Origin of the sequence: Amycolatopsis orientalis, assembly GCF_000943515.2 — a bacterium.
Taxonomy (GTDB): Bacteria; Actinomycetota; Actinomycetes; order Mycobacteriales; family Pseudonocardiaceae; genus Amycolatopsis; species Amycolatopsis orientalis.
Map to the genome: position 1 here is coordinate 4,114,909 of NZ_CP016174.1, position 26,255 is coordinate 4,141,163.

General features: G+C 69.8%; 21 protein-coding genes. 6 read left to right on the plus strand and 15 right to left on the minus strand.

Annotated elements, in window-relative coordinates; translation table 11 throughout:
- Positions 1–26: 26 nt before the first annotated feature.
- Positions 27–3,038, plus strand: coding sequence for a DEAD/DEAH box helicase (locus SD37_RS17950; protein ID WP_044852990.1), 3,012 nt, complete (start codon positions 27–29; stop codon positions 3,036–3,038).
- Positions 3,031–3,744: an SWIM zinc finger family protein gene (locus tag SD37_RS17955; RefSeq protein ID WP_044852991.1), complete on the plus strand. Its 714-nt coding sequence runs from the start codon at positions 3,031–3,033 to the stop codon at positions 3,742–3,744. The genes SD37_RS17950 and SD37_RS17955 overlap by 8 nt, the downstream gene beginning before the upstream one ends.
- Here the strand turns inward: SD37_RS17955 and SD37_RS17960 are convergent.
- The 3 genes from SD37_RS17960 to SD37_RS17970 all read right to left on the minus strand — a co-directional run bounded on the left by SD37_RS17960 (position 3,728) and on the right by SD37_RS17970 (position 8,465).
- Positions 3,728–4,768: an enoyl-CoA hydratase/isomerase family protein gene (locus tag SD37_RS17960; protein WP_044852992.1), complete on the minus strand. Its 1,041-nt coding sequence runs from the start codon at positions 4,766–4,768 to the stop codon at positions 3,728–3,730. The genes SD37_RS17955 and SD37_RS17960 overlap by 17 nt on opposite strands.
- 77 nt (positions 4,769–4,845) lie before the next feature.
- Positions 4,846–5,805 carry an amidohydrolase family protein gene (locus tag SD37_RS17965; RefSeq protein ID WP_044852993.1) on the minus strand — a complete coding sequence of 320 codons (960 nt, stop codon included), beginning with the start codon at positions 5,803–5,805 and terminating at the stop codon, positions 4,846–4,848.
- 125 nt (positions 5,806–5,930) lie between these two features.
- The gene (locus SD37_RS17970; protein WP_418189815.1) at positions 5,931–8,465 is read right to left on the minus strand and encodes a LamG-like jellyroll fold domain-containing protein; all 2,535 of its coding nucleotides are present in this window, start codon (positions 8,463–8,465) and stop codon (positions 5,931–5,933) included.
- Positions 8,466–8,676: 211 nt separating this feature from the next.
- On the opposite strand from SD37_RS17970, the gene SD37_RS17975 reads away from it, so the two are divergent.
- Positions 8,677–10,062 carry a M20 family metallopeptidase gene (locus SD37_RS17975; protein ID WP_044852995.1) on the plus strand — a complete coding sequence of 462 codons (1,386 nt, stop codon included), beginning with the start codon at positions 8,677–8,679 and terminating at the stop codon, positions 10,060–10,062.
- 19 nt (positions 10,063–10,081) lie between these two features.
- On the opposite strand, the gene SD37_RS17980 is transcribed toward SD37_RS17975, so the two are convergent.
- Together SD37_RS17980 and SD37_RS17985 are read right to left on the minus strand one after the other, a co-directional pair.
- Positions 10,082–11,668 (minus strand): AMP-binding protein, encoded by a 1,587-nt coding sequence (locus tag SD37_RS17980; protein WP_044852996.1) that lies wholly within the window; start codon positions 11,666–11,668, stop codon positions 10,082–10,084.
- 123 nt (positions 11,669–11,791) lie between these two features.
- Positions 11,792–12,352 carry a TetR/AcrR family transcriptional regulator gene (locus SD37_RS17985; RefSeq protein ID WP_044852997.1) on the minus strand — a complete coding sequence of 187 codons (561 nt, stop codon included), beginning with the start codon at positions 12,350–12,352 and terminating at the stop codon, positions 11,792–11,794.
- Positions 12,353–12,478: 126 nt separating this feature from the next.
- Here SD37_RS17985 and SD37_RS17990 point away from each other — a divergent pair, with 126 nt between their 5' ends.
- The 3 genes from SD37_RS17990 to SD37_RS18000 all read left to right on the plus strand — a co-directional run bounded on the left by SD37_RS17990 (position 12,479) and on the right by SD37_RS18000 (position 14,969).
- A complete protein-coding gene (locus SD37_RS17990) occupies positions 12,479–13,183 on the plus strand; it encodes an alpha/beta fold hydrolase (protein ID WP_044852998.1) in 705 nt (234 codons plus the stop codon).
- Between the two features lie 76 nt (positions 13,184–13,259).
- A complete protein-coding gene (locus tag SD37_RS17995; protein WP_044852999.1) occupies positions 13,260–13,904 on the plus strand; it encodes a flavodoxin family protein in 645 nt (214 codons plus the stop codon).
- The gene (locus SD37_RS18000) at positions 13,905–14,969 is read left to right on the plus strand and encodes a LacI family DNA-binding transcriptional regulator (protein WP_044853000.1); all 1,065 of its coding nucleotides are present in this window, start codon (positions 13,905–13,907) and stop codon (positions 14,967–14,969) included. It begins immediately after the preceding gene.
- On the opposite strand, the gene SD37_RS18005 is transcribed toward SD37_RS18000, so the two are convergent.
- The 10 genes from SD37_RS18005 to SD37_RS18050 all read right to left on the minus strand — a co-directional run bounded on the left by SD37_RS18005 (position 14,936) and on the right by SD37_RS18050 (position 26,087).
- Positions 14,936–16,147: a cytochrome P450 gene (locus SD37_RS18005; protein ID WP_083255004.1), complete on the minus strand. Its 1,212-nt coding sequence runs from the start codon at positions 16,145–16,147 to the stop codon at positions 14,936–14,938. The genes SD37_RS18000 and SD37_RS18005 overlap by 34 nt on opposite strands.
- A gap of 116 nt (positions 16,148–16,263) precedes the next feature.
- On the minus strand, positions 16,264–17,577 hold the full coding sequence (locus SD37_RS18010) for a protein kinase domain-containing protein (protein ID WP_044853001.1): 1,314 nt from the start codon (positions 17,575–17,577) through the stop codon (positions 16,264–16,266).
- 70 nt (positions 17,578–17,647) lie between these two features.
- Positions 17,648–18,280, minus strand: a complete 633-nt coding sequence (locus SD37_RS18015; protein ID WP_044853002.1) for an SGNH/GDSL hydrolase family protein — start codon at positions 18,278–18,280, stop codon at positions 17,648–17,650.
- Positions 18,277–19,038 (minus strand): sugar phosphate isomerase/epimerase family protein, encoded by a 762-nt coding sequence (locus SD37_RS18020; protein ID WP_174567840.1) that lies wholly within the window; start codon positions 19,036–19,038, stop codon positions 18,277–18,279. Before SD37_RS18020 ends, SD37_RS18015 begins: the two co-directional genes overlap by 4 nt.
- Positions 19,035–20,075, minus strand: a complete 1,041-nt coding sequence (locus SD37_RS18025) for a LacI family DNA-binding transcriptional regulator (protein ID WP_044853003.1) — start codon at positions 20,073–20,075, stop codon at positions 19,035–19,037. Before SD37_RS18025 ends, SD37_RS18020 begins: the two co-directional genes overlap by 4 nt.
- 82 nt (positions 20,076–20,157) lie before the next feature.
- A complete protein-coding gene (locus tag SD37_RS18030) occupies positions 20,158–21,600 on the minus strand; it encodes a polysaccharide lyase 6 family protein (RefSeq protein ID WP_044853004.1) in 1,443 nt (480 codons plus the stop codon).
- Between the two features lie 13 nt (positions 21,601–21,613).
- Positions 21,614–22,915 (minus strand): alpha-L-fucosidase, encoded by a 1,302-nt coding sequence (locus tag SD37_RS18035; RefSeq protein WP_044853005.1) that lies wholly within the window; start codon positions 22,913–22,915, stop codon positions 21,614–21,616.
- 27 nt (positions 22,916–22,942) lie between these two features.
- The gene (locus SD37_RS18040; RefSeq protein WP_044853006.1) at positions 22,943–23,809 is read right to left on the minus strand and encodes a carbohydrate ABC transporter permease; all 867 of its coding nucleotides are present in this window, start codon (positions 23,807–23,809) and stop codon (positions 22,943–22,945) included.
- The gene (locus SD37_RS18045; protein ID WP_065912870.1) at positions 23,806–24,762 is read right to left on the minus strand and encodes a carbohydrate ABC transporter permease; all 957 of its coding nucleotides are present in this window, start codon (positions 24,760–24,762) and stop codon (positions 23,806–23,808) included. Before SD37_RS18045 ends, SD37_RS18040 begins: the two co-directional genes overlap by 4 nt.
- Positions 24,759–26,087, minus strand: a complete 1,329-nt coding sequence (locus SD37_RS18050; RefSeq protein WP_044853007.1) for a sugar ABC transporter substrate-binding protein — start codon at positions 26,085–26,087, stop codon at positions 24,759–24,761. Before SD37_RS18050 ends, SD37_RS18045 begins: the two co-directional genes overlap by 4 nt.
- Positions 26,088–26,255: the final 168 nt, after the last annotated feature.

Genomic DNA, 26,255 nt, shown 5'->3' on the forward strand with positions numbered 1-26,255 from the left:
AGGGACCAGACCGCGGAAGGAGGACCATGTCGCCACTCGTCGTGCACGGCCTGTGGTCCCGGGGCCGCGGGATCGTGCTCTGGGGCGAGCACGGCGACCGCCCGGCGACGACGTCGATGCGGCCGTCGAGCGCGGCCCGGCCGCATCCGTTCGCCGCGTCGGTCGCGGATCTGACCGCCCTGCATCCCGGCAAGCCCGCGTCGGCCGTCCTGCTGCTGCCGTCGCGGCCCGGCGGGCCGGTCGCCTCACCCGAGCTGGGCGTCCGCGGCCGCCCGCAGCGGGAACTGACACTGGAGCCCTGGTCGGTGCCCGCGCTCCTGATCGACCCCTCCGAGCTGGAAGACCTGGCCGAGACGGTCGGCTACGGCTCTTCCGTCCGCCACCTGCGCGCCGTCGTCCGGCTGGCGGACGATCTGGTGCGCCGCGGCCGGGTGCTGCCCACCCTCGTGCGCACCGAGATCGTGGCGCGAGCACGCTGGCGTCCGGTGGCCAGGGGCGGCGACGCGGTCGCGCTCCGGACCCTGATCGCGGCCACCCCGCCGGTCGGCCGGGCCGAACATCCCGGAGCGGATCCGGCGGCGCTCGTCACCGACGCCCTCCGCACCCTGGTCGACGCCGCCGTCCGCGAGCGGCTGGCCGCCGCGGGCCACGCCACGGAAAGCGACGGCCGCGAAGGGCCGTTCGGATCGTGGCTCCATGCGCTGACCGGCGCGGATGACCGGGTCAGCCAAGCGCCGGGCCGGATGGGGATCGTCGCCGAGGGCATCGCGGCCTGGGACGCCGTCGGCGACACCGACCTCACCGAGGGCACCGTCTGCCTCCGGCTCGACGAGGTCCCCACGCTGTACGGGCCCGTCGACGACCCCGACGACCAGACCGGTGACGGCACCAAGTGGCAGCTGCGGTTCTTGTTGCGCTCCACGGCCGATCCCAGCCTCCTGCTCCCGGCCGAAGACGTCTGGTCCGGCAAGGCGGGCGCGAAGTTCACCGACCCGGAAGGCCTTTTCGCCGCCGAACTGGACCGGGCCGCGGCGGTGCTGCCGATGCTCGGCCCGGCGGTCCAGGCCGAGAAACCGGGCATCTACGACCTCACCGTCGCCGAAACCGTGGAGTTCCTCGACGGTGGTGCCGAAAAACTGGTCGCGGCGGGGTTCGACGTCCAGCTCCCGGCGAGCTGGGGCGGCAGGCGGAAGCTCGCGCTCAAGCTCTCCGTCCGCGGCGCGCCCGTCGACCAGGCCGCGGTGCACCGCCTCGGCCGTCACCAGCTCGCCTCGTACCGCTGGTCGCTCGCCGTCGGCGAGGAAGCGCTGACGGACGAGGAACTGGCCGGGCTCGCCGCCGCGAAGTCGTCGCTGGTGCGGCTGCGCGGGCGGTGGGTGAGCGTCGATCCGGAACTGCTGCGTGCCGGCCTCGAATACCTGCGCCGCGACCCGGGCCGCGAGAAGCCACCTCTGCCCACCCCGGCGGAGATGCTGGCGCTGCTCCACGGGTTCGATGACGCGCCGCTGCCGGTCACGGAGGTGACGACCGACGGCTGGATCGACGACTTCCTCGCCGGGCGCGTGCACCGGGTCATCGAACCGGTCGAACCGCCGCCCACGTTCCTGGCGACCCTGCGGCCGTACCAGAACCGGGGCGTCGCCTGGCTCGCGTTCATGGCCTCCCTCGGGCTCGGCGCCTGCCTCGCCGACGACATGGGCCTCGGCAAGACCGTGCAGCTTCTCGCGCTCGAAGCGATCGAGCGGGCGCGCGCCGACGTCGGCCCGACGCTGCTGGTCTGCCCGATGTCGTTGCTCGGGACGTGGCAGCGGGAAGCGGCCAAGTTCGCCCCTGACCTCCGGGTCACCGTGCATCACGGGGCTTCCCGCGAGCACGGTGCCCGGCTGGCCGTGCGTGTCGCCGCCGCCGATCTCGTCGTCACCACCTACTCGACCGCCGCCCGGGACGCCGACGAACTCGCGGGCACCCGGTGGCACCGGCTCGTCCTCGACGAGGCGCAGGCGGTCAAGAACCAGAACACCGGTCCGGCGCGGGCGCTGCGCCGGATCCCGGCGGGCCACCGGGTCGCCCTGACCGGGACACCGGTGGAGAACCGGCTCGCCGATCTCTGGTCGCTGTCGGATCTGCTCAACCCCGGCGTGCTCGGGGGCAGACAGGAGTTCCGCGAGCGGTTCGAGGTGGCCATCGAACGCCGGGGCGACGCGGCCGCGGCCACCGAACTGCGCCGGCTGACCCGTCCGTTCCTGTTGCGGCGGCTCAAAACCGATCCCACCGTGCTCGCCGACCTGCCCGAGAAGATCGAGATCATCCAGGAGTACCGCCTCACCCGCGAACAGGTGACGCTCTACCGCGCGACCGTGGACGAGATGATGACCAAGATCACCGACAGCGCCGGGGTGAAACGGCGCGGCAACATCCTCGCCGCGATCACCAAGCTCAAGCAGATCTGCAACCATCCCGCGCATCTGCTGCACGACGGTTCACCGCTCGGGAACCGGTCCGGGAAGGTCAACCGGCTCGAAGAACTCCTCGCCGAGATCCTGGATTCGGGTGACCGCGTGCTGTGCTTCACGCAGTACGCCGAGTTCGGGCATCTGCTCGTGCCGCATCTGTCGGCCAGGCTCAACGCGAAGATCGCCTACCTGCACGGCGGATTGTCCCAGCAGCGCAGGGATTCGATCGTCGAACATTTCCAGTCCGGCACCGGGCCGTCGATCCTGATGGCGTCGCTGAGGACCGGGGGAGCGGGCCTGACCCTCACCGCCGCCACCCACGTCCTGCATCTGGACCGGTGGTGGAATCCGGCGGTCGAGGAGCAGGCCACCGACCGCGCCTTCCGCATCGGCCAGCGGCGGAGCGTGCAGGTGCGCAAGTTCGTCTGCCCCGGCACCATCGAGGAACGGATCGACGCCGTCATCACCAAGAAGGAGTCACTGGCCGGACTCGTCGTCACCGACGGGGAGGATTGGCTCACCGGACTGTCCGCCGATTCGCTGCGGGAAGTCTTCGCCTTGGGACGGGAGGCGGCCGATGACTGACCGGTTCCGCCGCGCCCTCGACGAACTCGGCGTCCACAAAGGACTTGTCCCGCCCTGTCGCGTCGACATGCTCACGGTCGGCCCCGCCGCCGCCGTCGCCCGGATACGCGTGACCCGGCAACGGTTCTACGAGGTCCGCATCGGACTGCCGACCTTCGGCAAGCAGGTGTGGACAGCGGTGACCGCGGCCTTCGCCGAAGACGAGGACACGACGGCGGCCCTGCTCGACGGGCGGGTGCCGGACGATGTCGAACGCTTCTTCTTCGCGGAGCGGGTGCCGCTGTTCCCCGAGGGGGCGCGGGAACTGTCGCTCGACTGCACGTGCCCCGGCACCCGGGTCCCGTGCGACCACCTCGTCGCCGCTCTGCTGGCGCTGGCGGAGCAGAACGACGCCGATCCGTTCACGATCTTCGCGCTCCGCGGCCGTGACCAGGACACTTTGCTCGAAGACCTCGGGCGCCAGGCGGGCGCCCGGGTCACGGCACCGTCCACCGACACGGAAGCGCCGGGGCTCGCCGAAGTCATGGACGACTTCTTCGGCTGGGGCCCGGCGGGCGACGTCACGCGGATGAGCACGCGACGACCTCGGACCGGGGCGGCGCTGGGGCTGCTCGGGGAGGTGCCGCCGCTCGCGGCGACGGTGGACGGGACCTCGGTCACCGAACTGCTGCGGCCGCTGTACCGGACGCTCACCGGCCAGGAGTGAAGAGCCCCGGTTCGTCGTCGCCGAGATCGGCGAAGCAGGAGCCGACCAGCGCGTCGTCCACTTCGGACAAGGTCGCCGGCGACCAGCGCGGGGAACGGTCCTTGTCGATGATCTGCGCGCGGATCCCCTCGGCGAACTCGGCCGTGCGCAGCAGGTGGTACGAGACGCGGTATTCCCGCGCCAGCACGGATTCCAGATCGGGCAGTGTCGCCGCGGTGCGGAGCGCGTGCAGGGTCACCTTCACCGCCGTCGGTGACTTGGCCTCGATCTCCTTGGCCGCGGTGGCCGCCGCGCCACCCGCGGAGTGGAGCCGGGCGAGGATCTCCTCGACCGTGTCCGCCGCGTAACAGTGGTCGATCCACGCGGCGTCCGCGGCGAGATCGCTCGGCGGCGCGGGTTCGGTGAGCAGCTCCAGCGCGGCGTCCGGCCCGTGGGACGCGAGCGCGTCGGGCAGCTCGGGAATCCGGTCGCTGGGCAGGAAATGATCGGCGAGTCCACAGTGGATCGCGTCGGATCCGCCGATCGACCCGGCCGTGAGGGCGATATGCGTGCCGAGTTCCCCGGGCGTGCGGGACAGCAGGTACGTGCCGCCGACGTCGGGGACGAAGCCGATGCCGACCTCGGGCATGGCGATCCGGGAGCGTTCGGTGACGATCCGGTGGCTGCCGTGCGCGGAGACGCCGACCCCGCCGCCCATCACGAGACCGTCCATGAGCGCCAGGTACGGCTTGGGGTAGCGCGAGATCAGCGCGTTCAGACGGTATTCGTCGGCCCAGAACCGCAACGAGGCGCTCCCGCCCGCCCTGGCGTCCTCGTGGATGGCGCGGATGTCTCCGCCCGCGCAGAGCCCGCGTTCCCCGGCGCCGTCGATCAGCACGGCGTGGACCGCCGGATCGGAACGCCAGGCCTCGAGCTGTCCGGCGATCGCGCGGACCATGCCGTGGTTCAGCGAGTTGAGCGCACGCGGCCGGTTCAAGGTGATCCGGCCGATTCCACTGTGGACGAAGAGCAGGACGTCGTTCATGAAGCCTCCCGTGGACATCCTAAAGTAGGAAGTCCGACTGAGCTCCGGCGGTCCGACCGCGGTGGGGCCCGGCGGGCTCAGAGCCGCAGTAACTTCTCGACGTTGCCGTGCGCGATCTTCTCCCGGTCGGCTTCGTCGATCGGCGCGGTCTTGAGCAGGTTCACCATGGGCTCGTTCGGGGTGTAGGGATGGTCCACCGAGAAGATGATCCGGTCGGCCCCGAGCACCGCGAGCGCGCACTGCAGCGGCGGGAACGTCGCGTAGCCGCTCGTGGTGATGTGGACGTTGGTCTTGAAGTAGTCCGCCACCGGCTGACGCAGGTGCTCGTTGATCGGCGTCAGCACGGTGTCGATCCGCGACAGCGCGAACGGGATCATCTCGCCCATGTGGCCGATGACGAGCTGCAGATCCGGGTACTCGTCGAGGACCCCGGAAACGATGAGCCGCAGCAGATGCAGCGCGGTCTCCGAATGCCAGCCCCAGGCGGCGGTGGCGAGATTGCCGGCCTGCAGCTCGGAAAGGCCCGAGAAGTAGGCGTCCAGCACCGGTTTCGGCGGGAGCGCCGGATGCAGGTAGAGCGGGACGCGGAGGGATTCGGCGGCGGCGAGCACCGGCTGGAACGCGGCGTCGTCGAGGAACCGGCCGGTGGTGAGGCCGTTGAGCATCGCGCCTTTCAGCCCGAGTTCCTCCACGGCGCGGCGAAGTTCGTCGGCCGCGGCGTCGGGGGCCTGGACCGGGAGCGCGGCGAAACCGGCGAACCGGCCGGGATGGTGGGAGATCGCGTCGGCGAGCGCGTCGTTGGCCTGGCTCGCCCGATGCGCCTCCTCCGGCTTCAGCGCCTCGGCGCCGGGGACGGCGTGCGAGAGGACCTGGACGTCGATCCCGGCCGCGTCCATCTCCGCGATCCTGCCCCGGCCGAGGTCACGGAGCTTCTTCCGGATGCCCACCATGATCGGGTGGTCGCCCAGTTCCCCTTCGCCTTCCTCGTCGTACAAGGACGGGTGGGTGAAATGCTCCTCGATGGCGATGACCTTCAACTCGACCCCTCCATGCGGACGATCACGGAAACCCGTCGTCAGTCTTCTCGTTTCGCGCGGTTTCGGGATCTTCCTTCGTGCTGAACGCGCGGCGCCGAGGGAGGCCTCGGCGCCGCGCTCACCGCTCAGTCCCGCTTCGCGAGCGTCGCGACCTCGGCGTCGGACAGCGGCCGGTCGTAGAGCCGGACGTCGTCCACCGCCCCGCGCAGGAAGTCGACCTGCTGACCGCCGTACTGACCGCGGCCGATCACCGTGTGGCCGGTGCTGCGCGCGGCGGAACAGGCGTTCTGCGAGGCGACCTTTTTGCCGTCGACATAGAGTGCCAACGTGCCCGCTTTGGCGTCGCGGACCCCGGTCAGGTGGTACCAGCGGCCGGCTTCCGGCTTCTCCGGTGACAGGGCGCGGAGACCGACGAAGCTCATCGCCCACCGCTGGTCCTGCCCGGAGTACTGCAGGAAGAACGCGCTGTCGCGGCCGGTGTCCTGGCTGACGACGGTCTGGAACGCTCCGCTCGCCTCGTCCAGTTTCGCCCACGCCGAGACCGAATAGCTGCCCGCCGTGTCGACGAGATTCGTTCCGGTGTCGGCCTGTCCGTTGCCCGCGAAGGCCAGGGCGCCGCCCTCGACGCCGCCCGCCCACTGCGCGTTGGTCAGCGTGGCGTCCGCGTCGCCGACCGAGTCCGCGGCACGGGAACCGGTGCCTTCGTCGAACTTGTAGGCGTGCACGCCGTCGAGGCCCGGGGTGCCGGGACCGGGGTCGGGCGCGCCGGAGCCGCTGCCGTCGGCGTTGCGGATGATCGCCTGGTTGACCGCGCGCACCTGCGCGAAGTCCATCTTCTTCACCTGCCTGTCGTAGGTGAAGAAGCCGTTGACCTCGTGCTCGACGTCGGTGATCTGCGTGTAGATCGAGCCGCTGATGCCACAGCTCTGGGCGGACGCGAGTACGTCACGCTGGTTCTGGACGTAGCGGCTGTTCAAGGTCGCCTGGTCCTTCACCATCTCGTAGGCATGGCCCTCGCCGAACCACATGTGGTCCTTGACCTCGAGACCGTAGCCGCCGTGTTCGCCGTCGATCGAGATCCGCCTGGCGTCGGGCATCGGCTTCGCGGGGCCAGGGTAGGCGTGCCAGTCGAGGACGTCACCCTTGCCGGAGTCACCGAGGGAATCGCAGCAGTTGACCCCGCTGTGCGCGTTGACCAGCCTGGTCGGGTCCTGGGCCTTGACGCTGTCGGCGATCTTCCCGGTCTCCTCGCGCGACCATTCCGCCCAGCCTTCGTTGAACGGCACGTAGCCGACGATCGAGGTCCAGTTCTTCTTCTGCTCCACCAGTTCCTTCAACTCGGCCTTGAACTGCCGCTGGGCGTCGGCGGGCGGGCGGCCACCGGTGCGCATCGACGGCATGTCCTGCCAGACGAGCAGGCCGAGTTTGTCGGCGTGGTGGTACCAGCGATCGGGTTCGGTCTTGATGTGCTTGCGGACGGTGTTGAACCCGAGGACCTTGTGTTGTTCGAGGTCGAAGCGCAACGCGGCGTCGGTCGGCGCGGTGTAGACGCCGTCCGGCCAGTAACCCTGGTCCAAAGTGGACTGCAGGAAGAGGATCTTTCCGTTGAGGGTGAACCGGAGCTTGCCGTCGGCCCCCTTCGTGGCGCCGAATTCCCGCATGCCGAAGTAGGACGACACCTTGTCCACGGTGCGGCGGCCGTCCTGCAGCTCGACGTCGAGGTCGTAGAGGAAGGGCGAGTCCGGCGACCAGAGCTTCGCCTGGGGCACCGGCAGCGAGATCGTCCCGGCGGCGGGCGCCTTGGTGCGGCTGACCACCTTCTTGCCGTCGCGGACCACGGCCTCGACGGTCAGCCCGGCGCTCCCGCCGGTGCCGACGGTGAGCTTGAGCGCGGACGACTTGAGGTCGGGGACCATGCCGAGCGTGCCGACGTGCCGGTCCGCGACCGGCTCCATCCACACCGTCTGCCAGATGCCGGAGGCGCCTTCGTAGAAGATCCCGCGGTCGGGGACCAGGCGCTGCTTCCCGACGGGCTGCCAGGTCGCGTCGGCGCGATCCTCGACGCCGACGATGATCTCCTGCTCTCCCTGTGGCTTCAGCGCCGACGTCACGTCCGCGGAGAACGCGCCGTAGCCGCCCTGGTGCGCGGCGACCTCCTTGCCGTTGACGTAGACCTTCGCCTGGTAGTCGACGGCGCCGAAGTTGATCCGGAGGGTGTTGCCCTTGCCGACATGCCAGTTCTTCGGCACGGTGAACGTGCGCCGGTACCACATGTGGTCTTCGTGCCGCTGGATACCGGAAAGCGCCGATTCGATGGGGTAGGGGACCAGGACCCGTTCGGCGAGCCGCTCGCCGAACGGCGGGACCTCGCCGGGAGCCGCGCCGGCGAACTCCCAGACCCCGTTGAGGTTCTGCCAATTCTCGCGCACCAGCTGAGGCCGCGGGTATTCGGGCAACGCGTTGGTGGGGGACACCTGGTTCGTCCACGGGGTGGTCAGGCGCGGCTTGCCCAGCTTCCAGCCGCTCTCCGCCGCCGTCGCGGATCCCGACGTCACCGCCAGGGCGGAGACCACCGCGACCGCGGTGGCCAGTGACTTCCGAAACCGCGTGGCACCGCGGGATCTGGGTCGGGGACGATGAGGTGACAACGTTGACAACATCTGCTCGACACCCTTCTCCGGGGGCAGCCGCGGCCGGGGGAACCGGTGTGAGGCGGGCCACGGCAAGCCGTCGGAGTCTTTTTACATCGTTGATACAACGTTGTAAAGCGGCAAACGGCTCGACCAGGGAGGTCAGGAGCGCGGTGAACCGCAAGGTGGGAAACCGGCTTACGCTCCTCGGAAACACTCGGCGAGCGAATCGGGAGAACACGTGGCAGTCCCCGCAGAACTGGTTTCGAAGGCCCGGGAACACGTCGACTCGGGCGCCTTCTTCGCCGAACTGGCCGAGCTGGTGCGGTATCCGACCGTGAGCGACCATCCGGACGGGCGCGTCGCCATCAAGGCATACCTCGACGACGTGCTGACCCCGGCGCTCACCGCGCTCGGCTGCTCGGTGACGACCCATCCCAATCCCGACCCGGCGGGCGGCCCCTTCCTGATCGGCACCCGGATCGAGTCCCCGGAGCTGCCGACCCTCCTGTGCTACGGGCACGCCGACGTCGTCGACGGGCACGAGGGCCGGTGGAGCGAAGGCCGGGACCCGTGGACGCTGACCGCCGAGGGCGAGCGCTGGTACGGCCGCGGCGCGGCGGACAACAAGGGACAGCACCTGGTCAACCTGACCGCGCTGCGGTTCCTCTTGGCGGAACAGGGTTCCCTCGGCTTCAACCTCAAGTTCCTGTTCGAGACCGGCGAGGAGATCGGCTCCCCGGGGCTCGACGAATTCGTTGCGACGCAAGGGAATGCGCTGCGCGCGGACCTCCTCATCGCCTCCGACGGCCCCCGGCTGGACGCCGCGACGCCGACGGTGTTCCTCGGCGCGCGCGGCAGTGTCCGCATCACCCTCGACGTCGATCTGCGCCCCGACGCCTACCACTCGGGGAACTGGGGCGGCGTGCTGCGCAATCCCGCCACCACCCTCGCCGGCGCCATCGCCTGTCTCGTCGACGGCCATGGCCGCATCCAGGTGCCGGGACTCCTGCCGCCCGAGCTTCCCGAAAGCGTCCGTGAAGCCCTCGCCGGCCTTGAGATCGCGAACGGGCCCGGGGATCCGGCGCCGGACGAGGGCTGGGGCGACACCAGGCTGACCGTGGCCGAGCGGCTGTACGGCTGGAACACGCTCGAAGTCCTTTCACTGGGGGCCGCGGACATCGACCGGCCCGTCAACGCCATCCCCGGCCGCGCCCGCGCGATGCTGCAACTCCGGTACGTCGCGGGCACCGACGTCGGCGCGGTGGCGGACGAGATCACGAAACACCTTGCCGTGCACGGCTTTTCGATGGTCGACGTCACCGCGGAGGGCAGTTTCCGGGCCAGCCGCACGCCGGTCGACGACCCCTGGGTGGGCTGGGCGAAGGGCGTGCTCGACGAGGTCTCCGACCGGCCGGTCGCGATCCTGCCCAGTTTCGGCGGCGGTCTGCCGAATCACGTGTTCACCGACATCCTCGGCCTGCCGACTCTGTGGGTGCCGCATTCCTATCCCGGTTGCCTCCAGCACGCGCCCGACGAGCATCTGCTCGCCGGTATCGCCCGCGAAGGCCTCGTCCTCGCCACGGCGCTGTTCCACGCGCTCGGCCGGCGCGGGAACGAGGACTGACGATCACCGCTGAAGCGGCTCAGCCGGAGGACCGCAACAGATACCGCTGCAGCTTCCCGCTCGCGTTACGCGGCAACGCGTCGATGAACCGGACACGCCGCGGGTACTTGTACGGCGCCGCGGTCGCCTTCGCGTGGTCCTGCAGCGCGCGGGCGACGGCGGGGCCCGCCGGAATCCCCGGCCGGAGCACGACGAAGGCGGTCACGACCGAACCGCGGTCCGGGTCCGGCGTCCCCACCACCGCGCATTCGGCCACGTCGGGGTGGGTGAGGAGGACCTCCTCGACTTCGGGCGCGGCGATGTTGTAGCCGGACGAGATGATCATGTCGTCGCTTCGCGCGACGAACCTGAAGTAGCCGTCGGCGTCCCGGACGTAGGTGTCGCCCGTGATGTTCCAGCCGTCGCGCACGTAGTCGCGCTGTCGCGGGTCGTCCAGGTAGCGGCAGCCGGTGGGGCCGCGCACCGCGAGAAAGCCGGGTGTGCCGTCGGGAACCGGTGTGCCGTCGATGTCCAGGACGGCGGCCCGGTAGCCGGGCACCACCTTCCCGGTCGCGCCGGGCCGGGCCGCCTCGTCCGCCGCGGAGATGAAGACGTGCAGCATCTCGGTGCTGCCGAGGCCGTCGATGAGCGGCCTTCCGACGGTCTCCCGGAACCGCTCGGCCACGGCGGCGGGCAGCGACTCGCCCGCCGAGACCGCGCGGCGCACCCCGGCCAGGAGCCGCCCATCGCCGGAGTTCAGGATCGCCCGGTACGCGGTCGGCGCGGTGAACAGGACGGTCACGTCCTTCTCGGCGACGAGGGCGGCGAGTTCCGCCGGTGTCGCGCGTTCGATCAGGAGCGTCGCCGCTCCCGCGCGCAACGGGAACACCAGCAGCCCGCCGAGTCCGAAGGTGAAGGCCAGTGGTGGCGTGCCGCTGAAGAGATCGCCGGACGCCGGCCGCACGACGTGCCGCGAGAACGTGTCGGCGATCGCGAGCAGATCGCGGTGGAAGTGCATCGTCGCCTTCGGAGATCCCGTCGTGCCGGAGGTGAAGGCGAGCAGGGCGACGTCGTCGGCCGCGGTCCGGACGTCGGCGTAAGTCGCCGGATGCCGTGCCGCGCGGGCGGCGAGGTCCGGTCCGTAGGACACGACAGGCAGACCGGGCGGGAGTTCGTCCAGCAGGCGTTCGTCGCAGAGGGCGATCGTGGGCCGCGCGCGGTCCACGATCTTGTCGAGTTCGGCTCGGCGCAGCATCGGCATGGTCGTGACGGCCACCGCGCCCGCCTTGAGCACGGCCAGCCACGCCGCCGCGAGCCACGGCGTGTTGGTGCCGCGCAGCAGCACCCGGTTTCCGGGCACCACACCGAAGTCGGCGGTCAGGACATGGGCGATGCGGTTGGCGCGGGCGAGGACTTCGCCGTATGTCCACGTTTCGGCGGCTGACAGCAGGCAAGGCCGGTCCGGACCGAAACGCGCGACGGTCTCGTCGAGCAGCGCCGTGGCGGCGTTCAGCCTGGCGGGATACCGCAGTTCCGGGAGTTCGAACTCAAGTACGGGCCACTGGTCTTCGGGAGGCAGCCGGTCGCGGCAGAACGGGTCGGCGTGCGCGCTGGGAGAAAGCCTCATCGTCGCCGCTCCTCGGTCCGGCCGTGCCCCCTTCCGCGAAGGTAGCACTTGTTACGACCGTCGAGAAGACGCAATGTCTCGTGCGTGACGACGACGCCGGAAAGGATATGGCGGGACCGGGAGTCAGCCGACGACGTCGGTCACGGCACGCCGCAAGGTGGCGCGGACGGTTTCGGCGTCGTCGAGGTTCCCGCCGTGCAACGCGCCGTCGCGGAGAAGGACGAGGGTGCGGGCGGCGTGGTCGGGATCGGCATGTCCCGCGTCGCGGGCCAGGTCCCGGAGCGCGCCGAAGAACCACTCGCGGTGGTCGTCGATCACCTGGCGGACCTGGTGCGCGGGGTCGGGGTATTCGGCGGCGGCGTTGAGGAACTGGCAGCCGCGGAAGTCGTCGTCCAGCGTCCGGTCGCCGATGATGCCCAGTGCGGCGAGCAGCGCTTCACGGGCGGGTTTGTCCTCGGTCACGGCGTGGACGCCTTCGCGGATCCGCTCGCTCGTGATGCTCAGGTACGCGGCGACGAGGTCGTCCTTGGTGGGGTAGTGGCGGTAGAAGGTCGCCCTGGTCACGGCCGCCTCGGAGACCAGGCGCTCCACCCCGACGGCGTGGATGCCTTCGGCGTAGAACAGCCGCGAAGCGGTCTCTAGCAGCCGGACCTTCGGGTGTACGCCCCGGTCGACAGTCGGCATTCCCCAACCTTAGAGAAAGAACGGTCATTCCGCGAGGTCGCCTTCGTCACGTTGCGGAAGGCCTCCGGATCGAGCATTGTTCAAGCAGAAAGACCGATCGTTCTCCCTAGCTTTGAAGGAGCCACCATGAGCGTCCAGAAGCCCACCATCGTCCTGGTCCACGGTGCTTTCGCCGACTCGTCCAGCTGGAACGGCGTCGTCCCGAAGCTGCGTGAGCAGGGTTATCAGGTGCTCGCGGCGTCGAACCCGCTGCGCGGGATCGAGTCCGACGCGGACTACGTCGCCGATGTCGTCAACGGGGTGTCCGGTCCCGTGGTGCTGGCCGGGCATTCCTACGGCGGCGTGGTGATCAGCCGCGCGGCCGCCACCGCGCCGAACGTGAAGGCGCTCGTCTACATCGCCGCCTTCCAGCCGGAGGCGGGGGAGAGCGTGTTCGAACTGTCCGGCCGGTTCGAGGGCGGCAAGCTCGGCCCGGACACCACCAACGTCCTCGCCGCCCAGGGTGAGCTGTCGATCAAGCCCGAGAACTTCTCGGACGTGTTCGCGGCCGACGTCCCCGCCGAGACGGCCGCCGTCATGGCGGTCACCCAGCGCCCGGTCACCGAGCGCGCGCTGGCGACCCCGTTCGACGGCGAGCCGGCGTGGAAGACCCTGCCGTCCTGGGCGCTGGTCGCCGGGCAGGACCACGCCATCCCCGCCGCCGCGCAGGAGTTCATGAGCGAGCGCGCCGGTTCGGAGGTCACCCGGGTCGACGCCTCGCACGCCGTGTCGGTGTCGCGGCCGGACGTCGTCGCGGAGGTCATCCTCGCGGCGGCAGCCAAGGTCGGCTGACCCTGATCGCTTGACAGGTGAATCCTCCCCGGAGAGACTGCAAAAGCGTTTTTGCAGTCTCTCCGGGGAGATCCGTGTGAAGATCCTGGTGCTCAGTTCGAGCCCACGTCGTGAAGGCAATTCCTGGGCCCTCGCCCAAGCGCTGGCCAAGGGCGCGGAGGAGGCGGGGCACACGATCGACTTCGTCCACCTCGCCGATTTCGTCGAAGCGCCGCTGGGGGATTGCCGCAGCTGCCGTCTGAGCGATCGTTCGTGCGGCATCGGGGACGGCTACGAGCGGCTGTTGTTCGACCACGTGCTCCCGGCGGACGCGATCGTGTACGCGACGCCGCTGCACTGGTACGGCATGACCGGGCGGCTCAAAGCGTTCTTCGACCGGCTTTTCTGTCACACCTCGGGAAGTTCGCCGCATACCGGCGAGGTCGTGCCCGGGTTGATGAACAAACGCGCGGCGGTGGTGATCTCGTGTGAGGAGAGCTATCGCGGCGCGACGCTCGGCCTGGAAGCCCAGTTCCAGGAACTGACCCGGTACCTGCGCCAGGACCTCGCCGGGATCGTGGTCGGCGTCGGCAACAGCCGGGGCGAGGTGGAACGGGATCCCGCGCGGCCGCTGGAGGCGGCGGCGGACCTCGGCCGTAGGCTGGGCGCCGCCCACGTCACCGACTACCGGCTGGACACCGACCGGCCGAACCGCGTCTGGGGACCGCCCGTGGAGGCCTGAGTGTCGCCGACCATCCGTGACGTCGCCGCCGCGGCGGGGGTGTCGATCACGACCGTGTCCCATGTGCTCAACGGCCAGGGACGGATTTCCGAGGACACCCGGCGCCGCGTCGCGCGGGCGGCCGCCGACCTCGGCTACCAGGCCAGCGTCCACGCGCGGCAACTGGTCACCCGGCGCAGCCGCACCCTGGCGATCCAGCTCGCGAACTCGGTCGACGCGAGCAGTGCCTGTGCCCTCGTGCCCAACTCGGACTACTTCCTCGAGGTCCTCAACGGCGCCGCCGAAGCCGCGTCGGAACGCTCGTACGGCCTGTTGCTCACACCGGCCGACGCGGACCTCGACAGGCTGAACGCCTTCGCCGTCGACGGCGCGATCCTCGTCGATCCCCGTGGTGACGAGCCGTTCTTCGCCACCGGCTGGTGCCGCGACCGGCCGCTGGTCACCACCGGCCGCCCGCTGGCGGCGCCGTGCCCCGTCCCGGTCGTCGTCGACAACGACCTGGTCGCGGCCGCCCGGCTGATGCTGGATCACCTGGCGCACAACGGATATGAGCGGCCGGCGATGATCACCACCGACACCGGCCGCTCCTACGCGGCCGATCTCGTCGCGGGGTACACCGGCTGGGCTCGGGACCGGGGCCTGGAGCCGGTGGTCGCCGAGATCGACGAACCACCGACCACCGAAGGCACCGCGGCGGCACTGGGCAGGCTGCTCGACCGGCCGGTGTGCCCGGACGCCGTCTTCACGACGTCGGAGAACCTCGCGCTCGGCGTCCTCCACGAGGCCCGCCGCCGTCGGCTCGCGGTGCCCGCCGAACTCGGCATCTGCAGCGCGGTCGACAGCGGCTCGCTCCGGCTCACTTCGCCACAGGTGACCGGGATGTTCGTGCATCCCCGCGAAGTGGGCTCCCGCGCGGCCACCGCACTGATGGACCTCGTCGAGGGGGTGGCGCCGGAGGGCGAGCCGCGCCGGATCGAGGTGCCCGTGCGGTTGAACGCGCGGGAATCGACCGCCCGGCGCGGCTCGCGGGGTCACCAGGTGACGGGCAGCTCCCGCACCGTGTAGAAGATCGCGTTCTCGTCGAACGGCAGTTCTTCCAGCGGTACGGCCGATTTCAGGGTCGGTATGCGCCGGAAGAGCGTGCCGTAGACGACCTGGAGTTCCACTCTGGCCAGTGGGGCGCCGAGGCACAGGTGCCTGCCGTGACCGAAGGCGACGTGGTGGCGGGCGTCGCGCCGGATATCGACGGTGTCCGGGTCGGGGAAGGCGGCCGGGTCCCGGTTGGCCGTGTTCTTCACCGCGATGATGCCCTCCCCGGCGCGGATGAGCCTCCCGCCGATCTGCAGGTCCTCCCGCGCGACGCGGCGCGCTTCGGTGTGGGTGAGGGACAAGTAGCGCAGGAGTTCCTCCACCGCGCCCGCCGCCCGCGTGGCGTCGTCCCGGACCAGCGCGAGCTGCTCCGGGTTCGCCAGGAGCGCGGCCGTGCCCAGCGCGATCATGGCCGCGGTGGTGTCGTGCCCGGCCACCAGGAGGAGCTGGCCCGCCGTGGCGATCTCCCGCGAGGTCATCGCGCCGGTCCGGAACTGCCCGACGGCCAGCGTGCTGAGCAGATCCTCGCCGGGCCTGGCGTTCTTTTCGGCCACGAGGTCTTCCAGATAGGCGTTCAGCTCCTCGCTCGCGGCCATGGCCCGTCCGGGATCGGGCTCGTCCATGACGAGGGTGCGGGCCACGCCCTGGAAGTAGCCGCGGTCGGCGTAGGGCACGCCGAGCAGTTCGCAGATCACCTGCGAAGGGACAGGCAACGCGAACTCCGCCACCAGATCGACCGGCTTCGGACCGTCGAGCAGCCCGTCGATGAGGTCGTCGACGATCCGCTGGATCCGGGGCCGCAGCGCCTCCATCCGCTTGACCGTGAATTCCGGCGTCAGCAGCCGCCGCTGCGCGGTGTGGTCCGGCGGGTCCAGCTGCATCAGCGTTTTCATCGCCGTGTCGCGTGCCTTGCTCACCGCGTTGGTGTGCGGGAAGCCGGGTCGCCCGGGGTCGACGCCGACCCGCGGATCGGCCAGTACCGTGCGCACGTCCTCGTACCGGGTGATCAGCCACGGCGTGCCGCCGTCCCACAGCTTCACCCGTGACACCGGGGCCTCTTCGGCTCGCCGCGTCAGTTCCGGTGCCGGGTCGAAGGGGCAGTTCGCCGCGCGTGCCATCGGGAACCGCGGTGTGCTCGCCTGGTCGTCGTCCACGCGTTTCTCCTTGCTGTCGAGTGCTTCGCGCTCGCAGCATGCCGGTGCGGAGGGACCCGGTAATCGGACAAATCAGACGTGAGTTGTGTCACATTTCTTCGGAGTCGGCCGGGCCGCTAGGAGCTGCGGCACTCCGCGACCGGCGGAGTCCCGCCCCCGTCGTCGGTGGTCGCGATGAAGCCGAAGGTGGTCGTCCCGCCCGCGGGCAGGACCGCGTTCCAGTCCAGTTCGGACACTCGCACGCGGTCGCCGTCCTGCGCCAGGGAACCGTTCCACAGATTGGCGATGCGGGTTCCCGGCGGCATGGTCCAGCTGACCTCCCAGCCGGTGAGCCGGGTGTCCTTCGCGTTCCGCACGGAGACCCGGATCTCCGACCCGCCGGGCCAGCGATTGGTCACCTCGTAGCGCGCCTCGCACACCGGCCGCTCGACGGTGGTGCTCTGCCCCGGCACGGGCGGCGCCGCCACGGGTTTCTCGGCCGGGCCGCCGTCGAACAGAAGGATTCCCGCCAAGACAGCACCGGCCACCGCCACACCAGCACCGATGGCGAGCGGCAGCTTCGAACGGCCGGTCGGCGCGGGAAGTCGTTTCGTACCGGCGAGAACCGCCGGACGGCCCTCGGCGACCGCGGCCAGCATCCGCTCCGCCTCGGCCATGTCCGGCCGTTCCCCGGGCGTGTGCCGCAGCAGCCGCAGCAGGACGTCCGTGAGCGGGCCGGAGTTCCGCGGCGCGGTGATCTCGCCGCGGGCGACCCGTTTGAGGAGCGCGATCTGGTTGCCGTCGGTGCCGAACGGCGGCGCGCCTTCGAGCGCGGTGTAGAGCGTCGAGCCGAGGGAGAACACGTCCGACGGATAGCCGGGTTCCTCACCGTCGGCGACCTCGGGGGAGAGGAACGCCGGAGTGCCGACGACGAGCCCGCCGCCGGTCATGGTCCCTTCGCCCGCGGCGTGGGACAGCCCGAAGTCGGCGATCTTCGCCCGCCCGTCCTCGGTGATCAGGACGTTGTTGGGGGTGACGTCCCGGTGCAGGATCCCGTCCGCGTGGGCGGCGGCCAGCGCCGAGGCGATCTGCGCGCCGAGTTCCGCCACCCGTCCCGCCGGGAGCGGCCCTTCGTCCGCGAGCAGGTCCGTGAGCGGCCGCGACGGCAGGAACTCCATGATCAGGAACGGGGTCCCGTCCTGCTCGGCGACGTCGTACACGGTGACGGCGTGCGGGTGCTTGAGCTTCGCGGCGACCCGCGCCTCCCGCATCGCGCGCACGATCGAGCGGAACGGGGCGTCGTCCGGCACGGTGCCCGGCAGCAGCTGCTTGACCGCGACCGTCCGGCCGAGCCGTTCGTCCCGCGCCTGCCACACCACGCCCATCGCGCCCCGGCCGACCTTGCGCTCCAGCCGGTACCGGCCGGCGACGAGCTCACCTTCACGTGTCACGCCGCCCCCTGATCTCCTGCAGTGCACACGGATCCGATGGCATTCAGGTTCACCAGGGCAACTGTATCCGTCAGGAGAGCGGGACCCCCTCGACCGGAGCACCGGCCGCGGCGAGCCAGGCCTCGGCGAGCAGGCGGTGACCGAGCGGGCTGGGGTGGACGCCGTCCGGGGCCAGCGTCGCGGCCCCGTGTTCTTCCGCCGCCCGGGGCATGAACAGATCCGCGCGCACCAGGCGAGCGCCGAACTCCGTGGCCACGTCGACCGCGACCTCGATCCGGGGAGCCAGATCGTCGAGCCATTCGTGCTGTTCCGGCTCGACCGGCAGCAGGAACGGCGTGATGACGTACAGCTCGGCCGGGAGGTGCTGGCGCGCACCGGCCAGCAGCCGGGAGTAGGCGGCGCGGAACTTCCCGACCGGGCTCGGCAGGCCGCGGTCGAACGTCCGCCAGGTGTCGTTGATGCCGATCTTCACGGTCAGCACGGTGGGCCGGAACGCGAGGACGTCGGTGGTCCAGCGGGCCTCCAGATCGTAGATCCGGTTGCCGTTGAGGCCTTTGTTGAGCACCTCCGGGCCCTCGCCGAGGCGGTCGGCGATCTGCCGGACGTACCCCTTGCCCAGTGACGCGGGATCCTCGCGGTCGCGACCGGAATCGGTGATCGAATCGCCCGCGAACAGCAGGCGGTCGGCTTCGGTGAACCTCACGCGCCCGCCTCGATCAGCTTGCGGAGGGAGTCGGCCTCGCCCGGGATCAGGGCGGGATCGTTGTCCGGGACGAACTCCAGCAGCGCGTCGAGCGGCCGCCCGGTGTTCGCGAGCAGCGCGAACGCCCGCGTCCACAGCTCCGCCCTGGCGGTCAGGGGATGCCGCTCGTTGCTGGGCCACCACGAGAAGACGTGCACCGCGCGGACCCGGTCGAGGACGAGTTCGAGTCCCGCCAGCGCCGGTTCGTCCGGCAGGTCCTGCGGCGGTTGCCAGTAGGTGCCGAGATTGTCGCGGCCGACCTCGTCGAGCAGCCGCACGGTCGATTCGGCGGTGTCGGTCAGGGTCCCGCCGTGGAACTCCAGCGCGACTTCGAGACCGTGTTCGTTCGCGACGTCGGCGGCCTCGCGGAGACCGGTGACGATCTGCTCCCGCTCCTCGGGGTCGACGTCCGCCGAGCCCGCTTTGCCCGCCCAGACCCGGATCCTGGTGGCGCCGAGCCGGACCGCGGTGGCGGCGATGTCGCCGAACTTCCCGGCCTCCACCGGGGTGGCGCGGAAGTAGGAGCCATAGGAATCGCAGGTCAGCCCATGCCGTGCCATGGCTTCGAGCGCGCGGTCGGCCGCCCAGTCGTCGCCGGGGCGCACATGGACGTCGGCGCCCCACTCGATCACCCGCAGACCCGCTTCCGCGGCACGGCGGGCGACCTCGTCGGCGTCCAGCCGTCGCAGCGTCACCGAACACAGTCCAGGGCGGATCATCGTTCCTCCAGCAGTTGTGTACTTTCCCGCAGCACGACCTCGCCGGTGACCGGTTTGACGCGAGGGCTGCCCGCGCGGTCGGCGAGGACGAAGTCGAGCGCCTGTTCCCCCATCGTCTCGATCGGGACGCGCACGGTGGACAGCGAAGGCCTGATGTCGCGCAAGGTGATGATGTCATCGAACCCCGCGACCGCGATGGGCGACGGCACCTCCACCCCGCGGTCGCGGCAGGCGGCCATCGCGCCGACGGCCATCACGTCGTTGACCGCGAAGACGCAGCCGCGGCGGAACCCGCCTTCGAGCGCCCGCACCATCGCCGCGTAGCCGCCGTCGCGGGTGAATTCCGCGTGCAGGACCTGGGTTTCGGGAAGGGAAACGCCATGACCGGCGAGCCCGTCGCGGAAGCCCAGGACGCGATCGCGCGAGGTCAGCAGTCCCGGCGGTCCGGCGAGGACGCGGAAATCGCGGTGCCCGAGCCCGGCGAGTTGTTCGCCGAGGGCGGCGGCGCCCGGCCGGTTCTCCAGCATGACCGTGTCGAACGGCAGTTTCCGCTGCCCGATCACCACCACGCGGCCGTCGGCGGCTTCGAACGCCTTGAGTTCCTTGGTCAGATTCCGTTGCAGGGCACTGTCCTCGTTGCGCGAACCGGCCAGGATGACCGCCCGCGCCCGTTGCCCGCGCAACGTCGTGACGTATTCGAGTTCCTTCTCCGGCCGGTTTTCCGTGCTCGCGATGGTGACCGTCAGCCCGTGCCGGGCCGCCACGCGCATGACCCCGGAAGCGATCGAGGAGAAGTAGGGGTCGACGATGTCGTGCACCAGCAGCCCCACGACGTTGCCGCGGCCGCGCGCCATCGCCTGCGCGGGCACGTTCGCGGTGTACCGCAGCCGTTCCGCGGCCCGCAGCACCGATTCGCGCAGGTTGCCGCTGACCTGCCTGGTCCCGCCGTTGAGCGCCCTCGACGCGGTCGCGAGCGACACTCCCGCCTCACGGGCGACGTCGGCCAAGGTGGCCGACCCCGCGGCGCGCTGCGCCATGGTTCCTCCTCGGGGGTGCGGTGGGCTCACACCGGCGGGGACGGCCGCCGGTGTGAGCCCGGCTGTGATGTTGACCGCCTGGCTACGGGGCGCCGGGTCCGACGTCCGCGGTGGTGAGCGGCCGGTTGGCGATGGCGGCCGTCGAGTACTCGTCCGCTCCGACGTCGCGCAGGCTGCCGCGGGCTTGGCCGTCGAGGTCGAAGGTGGTCGGCGCGGTGGTCAGCGTCGCCGCGTCGATCGCCGGGCTGCCCGCGGCGAGCCGCGAGATACCGTCGCTGCCCTGCACGAGCTTCGGGTCGATCCGGCGGAAGGTGCCTGCCGGGATGTTGCCGTCCCCGCCCGAACCCCACAGGATGTTGCCCGACCACGTGAAGTTGCCCGTGGTGCTCATCGCGACCAGATCGCCGTTGCCGCCGACGAAGATGTTGTCCGAGATCGTGCAGTCACGCGGTTCGATCGTCCGTTTGGTCTCGCCGGCGAGCGTGCCGCCGTTGTTCAGCAGCGTGTTGTGCGCGATGAGCACGCGGTCCGCCGCGTCGTTGCCGCGCCGGGATTCCTTGGACTCACCCGGGAAGTGGTCCCGGACGGAGCCGCTGCCCACGACCAGCGCGCTGCCGGACAGGCCGGCGACGTAGTTGTTGACGATCTTGTGGTCGTTCCCGTAGATCCGGATGCCTTCCTTGCCGCCGAGGATGAAGTTGGAGTCGACGACGGTCTTGTTCCCGTGGCGCAGCACGATGCCGCCCAGGCTGTTCCGGATGGTGTTGTTGCGGATGAAGTTGCCCGACGACTTGATCGAGATCGCCTCCGGGTCGCCGTTCGCCCGTTCGAAGAGGTTGAACTCGACCTTGGCGCCGGCGGTGCTGAGCGCACGCGGGCTGAGGCCGAGCCGGATCGGCTCGCCGCCGTTGTCACCGGGGAAGGTGTGGTCGGAGAAGTAGTTCCGGAAGACTTCGACGTCCACGGCCATCTTGTCCTCGTCCGCACCCTCGATGCAGAGCATGACGCCGAGTGTCGTCTTGTGGTGGAAGTGGTTGCGGTCGATCTTGCTGTTGTCGGCGCGGACCATCACCCAGTCCAGGTCGGTGATGTCGGCGAACTGGAGGTCGTTGCGGGTCAGCCGGATCCGCGAGCAGTTCGCCGGGATCTCGAGCGTGGTGCTCTGGCGGAACTTGAACCCGCTGATGGTGACACCGGTGGAGTCGTCGAAGACGAAGCTCTGCTCACCGTTGAGCGTCACGCCGCCGCGGGACTGGGCGACGATGGTGATCGGCTGGTCCTTGGTGCCGCGCCTGCCCTTGACGCTGATCGGGCTGCCCGTCGGCACGGTGTAGGTGCCGTTGGTGACGGTGATGACGGTGCCGGGGCCCGCCTGGTTGATCGCGTTCTGCAGTTCGGTCAGCGAACCGACGCTCAGTGCGCACAACCCCTTCGGCTTGGCCGACGCCGTGCCCGCGGTGACCCAGGGGACGGTGATCAGCGCGGCGCCGAGGGTGGCGCCGCTGAGAAACCTTCTGCGATCCATGATGCCTCCGTGCTCAATCGGTGGGGAGGGTTTCGGCGGCGGGGCTTTCTGTGCTCAGGAACAGTTCGATCACCGGGACCGGGGTGTCCGGTTTCCGGATGGGGAGCTTGAGGGTGAGCGTGCCTTCCGGCTGCCCGCCCATCTGGGTGTTCTGCGCGGTCTGCCCGGGGTCGGTGTGCACCTGCCGGATTTCCGAGGCGTCGTCGAGCAGCTGGGCGTAGCGCACTCGCCCGGCCATCCCGGGCAGGTGGACGTGGTTCATCGGCCAGCTGAAGAGATGCAGGTAGAGCCGGTCCCCGCGCTGGGTGTAGCGGCAGTCCGCGGGCGCGGTGAACGCCGACGGGCCACAGCCGCGGATGGAGCGTTCGTGCCGGTCCATCCAGCGGCCGAGTTCCGCGAGCACTTCGAGCGCTCGCGGGTCGATCTCGCCCCGGCCGTTCGGCCCGACGTTGAGCAGCAGGTTGCCGTCCTTGGACACGCCGTCGACCAGCATCCGGATGAGCAGTTCGGGGCTCTTGTAGTCGAAGTTGTCGCGGTCGTAACCCCAGCTGCCGTTGAGGGTCTGGCACGCCTCCCACACCACCGGGACGCCGTCGCGGGTCATCGGCCCGGACGGCTGGTACTGCTCCGGGGTGATGAAGTCGCCGGGGATGCCGGTGCGGTCGTTGACCAGGATGCCGGGCTGCAGTTCACGGACCAGCGCGAGCAGGCCGGGGGAGTCCCAGTCGTCCGGTCCCTTGCCGCCCCACCATTCCTTGCGGCCCTGGTACGAGAAGTCGAAGAACAGGTAGTCGATCGTGCCGAAGCGGGTGAGCAGTTCGCGGACCTGGCCGTGGAGATAGAGCTGGTATTCGGCGATGTCGGCGTACTGGTGCGCGGCGATGTACTCCGCGTCGTCACGGCGGGGATGGGTGCCGTCGACGGGGAAAGCCGGGTGGTGCCAGTCGATCAGCGAGTGATAGAAGCCGACCTTCAAGCCTTCTTCGCGGCAGGCGTCGACGAACGGGCCGAGCAGATCCTTGCCATACGGCGTGTTCGTCACCTTGAAGTCGGTGAGATCACTGTCCCACAGGCAGAAACCGTCGTGGTGCTTGGTGGTGAGCACGACGTAGGTCATGCCCGCGGCCTTCGCGGCCCGCGCCCAGGAACGCGGGTCGTACTTGTCCGGCTCGAAGTGGTCGAAGTAGACGCGGTACTGCTCGTCGGTCAGTTTTTCGCGGTTCTGCACCCATTCGTGCCGGGCGGCGAGGGAATACAGTCCCCAATGGACGAACATCCCGAACCGGTCGTGGGTGAACCAGGCGGTGGAACTCACTACAGGATCGCTCCTTGAGATGGTGGGTCAGCCCTTGAGCGCGCCCGAGGCGAGCCCGCGGACGAACGAACGCTGGAAGAACAGGAACGCGGCGACCGAGGGGAGCAGCGCCAGCAGCGACGCGGCCATGATCACGCCCGGCGTGACGTTCGTGTCGATCCGCAGTGTCCGCAGGGCCAGCGGCAGGGTGTAGGTCGACGCGTCGGTCGACACCAGCAGCGGCAGCAGGTACTGGTCCCAGATCATGGTGAAGCCGAAGACGCCGATCACGCCGAGCGCGGGTTTGCACATCGGCAGGATGATCTGCGCGAAGATCCGCAGATCTCCGGCGCCGTCGATCCGGGCGGCCTCTTCGAGTTCGCGCGGGACGTCCTTCATGAACTCGGTCATCACCAGGATTGAGAAGGCCCAGGCGCCGAGCGGCACGATCATCCCGGCGAGACTGCCGATCAGGTTGAAATGCACCACCGGAAGGTCCGACAGGATCAGCGAGAGCGGGATCGCGAGGATCTCCTCCGGCAGCATCAGCGTCGCCAGGATCGCGACCAGCACGAAGGTCATGAACCGGAACTTCTTGCGCGCCAACGCGTATCCGGCCAGCACCGAGACGATGACCTGCAGCAGCAGGCCGAAGCCGACCACCAGGAACGAGTTGAGCAGGTACTTCCCGACGCCGAGGTCGAAGGCGATGCCGAAGTTGTCCAGGGTGGGGCTCGACGGGACGACGCTCAGCGCCGTCGGATCGGAGACGTCGTTGAACGCGCTGACCAGCAGGGCCAGCAGCGGTCCGGCGAAGATCAGGAGCAGCAGGGCGTACAGGACGAACTTGAGGATCCGTCCGCCCGGCGATTTGACGGCGTCGAGGCCGAGTGCCGAATCGTTGGCCGCGGTCATGCGTCTCGCCTCCGTCGGAGCACCTGGACGAACAGGGTCAGCACGAGCGTCGCGAGGAACAGCAGGACCGCTCCCGCCGCGCCGACGCCCAGCCGGTTCTGTTCCAGGCCGAGTTTGTAGATCAGGGTCATCGCCACCTCGGTCGAGCCGTTCGGCCCGCCGTTGGTCAGCAGGAACACCTCGGTGAACACCCGCAGGCCGCGGATCGCCGCGAGGACGAACAGGATCGAGAACACCGACCGCAGGCCCGGCAGCGTCACGTGGAGGATCTTGCGCCAGCGGGAGGCACCGTCCACAGTGGCCGCTTCGTAGAGACCGCGGTCGATCCCGGCCAGTCCGGCGAGGAAGATCATCATGTCGTACGGCGCGCCGCGCCAGATGCCGGTGATGATCACCGAGACCATCGAGGTGTCGGGATCGTTGATGAAGCCCGACGGGCCCAGCCCCACCAGGCCGAGGATGGAGTTCAGCATCCCGTCCTCGGTCGGGTGGTACATGATCCGCCAGAGTTCGGCGACCACCGCGATCGGCACGACCACCGGCAGGAACGCCGCCGAGCGCAGGAACTTCAGCCGCTTGCTCTGGCCCTCCATCAGCAGGGCGAGCGCGAGGCCGATGACCATCGATCCGACCGTCTGCCCGACCGCGATGATCACGGTGTGCCAGATGGCGGAGTGGAACGCCTCGTCACCGAGGACGGTGCCGTAGTTCTGCCCGCCGACCCACTGGTTGCCCAGGTACGGCTGGACGTCCTGGAAGGACATCGTCACCGCGGTGATCATCGGGATGAACTTGAAGTACACGAACAGGATCAGGGCGGGGGCCAGGAACAGCCACGGCGTCCACCATTTCCCGTCGCGGTCGCTGCGCCCGCGGGCCTTCGGCGCGGGCGCCCGCCGGGGGGCGGGACGGTCCGCGCCGACGGCCGCCGGCTTGGCGTGATCTACGGTCATGACGCGCTGATCCCCTGTTGCTGCAAGGTCGCGGTGAGCTTGGTGTCGAGTTTGGCCAGTTCGGCCTTGAGGTCGAGCTTGCAGTCGGCGATGAGCGCGCTGACCGTGTCGGCGGTGTCCTGGCGGACCGGCGTCCAGTTCGGGATGGACGGCGCGTAGTGGCCGGACTTGGCGTAGATCTCGGCGTAGGTCTTCCAGCGCGGGTCCGGGCGGACCTGGGTGATGTCGACGTTCTTGTTCACCGGGAGCTGCACGATGAAGGCAGTGTCGCCCTCCATGCCGATCTTCTGGCCGTCGGTCGAGATCGCGAAGTCACCGAAGGCGTCCTGCCCGGCCTGGTTCGGCGAACCGGCCATCATGTAGATCGACAGCCCTTCGGCGAGCACGTCCGCGTTCTTGGCACCCTTCGGCATCGGGACGACCTCGTACTTGTCCTTGCCGAGCGCCTTGTCGAACCGCGGCAGCAGATACGGGCCGACGACGTACATCCCGGCCTTGCCCGCTTCGAAGGTCTCGTTGGTGGCGGGGGTCGGCATGGTGACCGAACCGGGCTGGATCACGTTGTCCTTGCAGCCGAGGTCGCGGAACCACTGCATCGCGGCCACGGATTCGGGCGTGCTCATCGACGGCTTGTACTTGCCGCCGCCGGTCTCGGTGATGAAGTCGCCGCCCGCGGCCCACAGGAAGTTGGAGAAGTACCAGGAGGCGTAGCCCCGCTTGGTCGACAGCGTCGCGTTCAGGCCCGCGGTGTCGTTCTTCCCGTTGCCGTCGGGGTCGCCGGTGGTGAAGGCCTTGGCGAGGTCGACCAGTTCGGGCCAGCTCTGCGGCACGCTCTTGCCGAGCTTCTCGCGCCAGTCCTTGCGGATCAGCAGCGCCGATGCCTGCGCGCTGTAGGGCAGGCCGTACAGCTTGCCGTCCGGGGTCTGGTTGGACTTCAGCGCCTGCTCGGTCAGCTCGGAGGCGTGCTTGATCTTGCCCTGCTCGACCTCGCGGACGAGGCCCTGGCTCTTCAACGTGCCGACCTGCGTGACGTCGTTCATCACGATGTCCGGCAGGTCGCGCTGGGCGGCGCGCTGGGCGAGCTTCGTCTCGAAGTCGTCGAAGATCGCGGTGACCTGCACCTTGAACCCGGTGGCCTTCTCGAAGGCTTCCGCGAGCCGCTTCGTGGCCTGCTCACCGGCGCCGCCGGGGGTCGTCCGGGTCCACAGTTCCAGTGGCGCCTTGGTGTCCTGCGCGACGTTCGTTCCGGCGGGGCCTGCCGAGCAGCCCGAAAGGACCAGCGCTGAGACCGTGAGTCCCACGCCGATCCACCGCGATTTCCGCATCGCTTCTCCTGTTCACTGTGGACCACGCTGTCTATCCGCAGGGACGGTAAGCGCTTTCCGGACCCGGGGTCAATGGTCCGATGATTACGAATTTCAATCGGCCGGGTTTGCCCCTGCGTGGCACTCACCGCCCGTGGACCGGTCTAAGCATCCGATGTATGGTCGCCG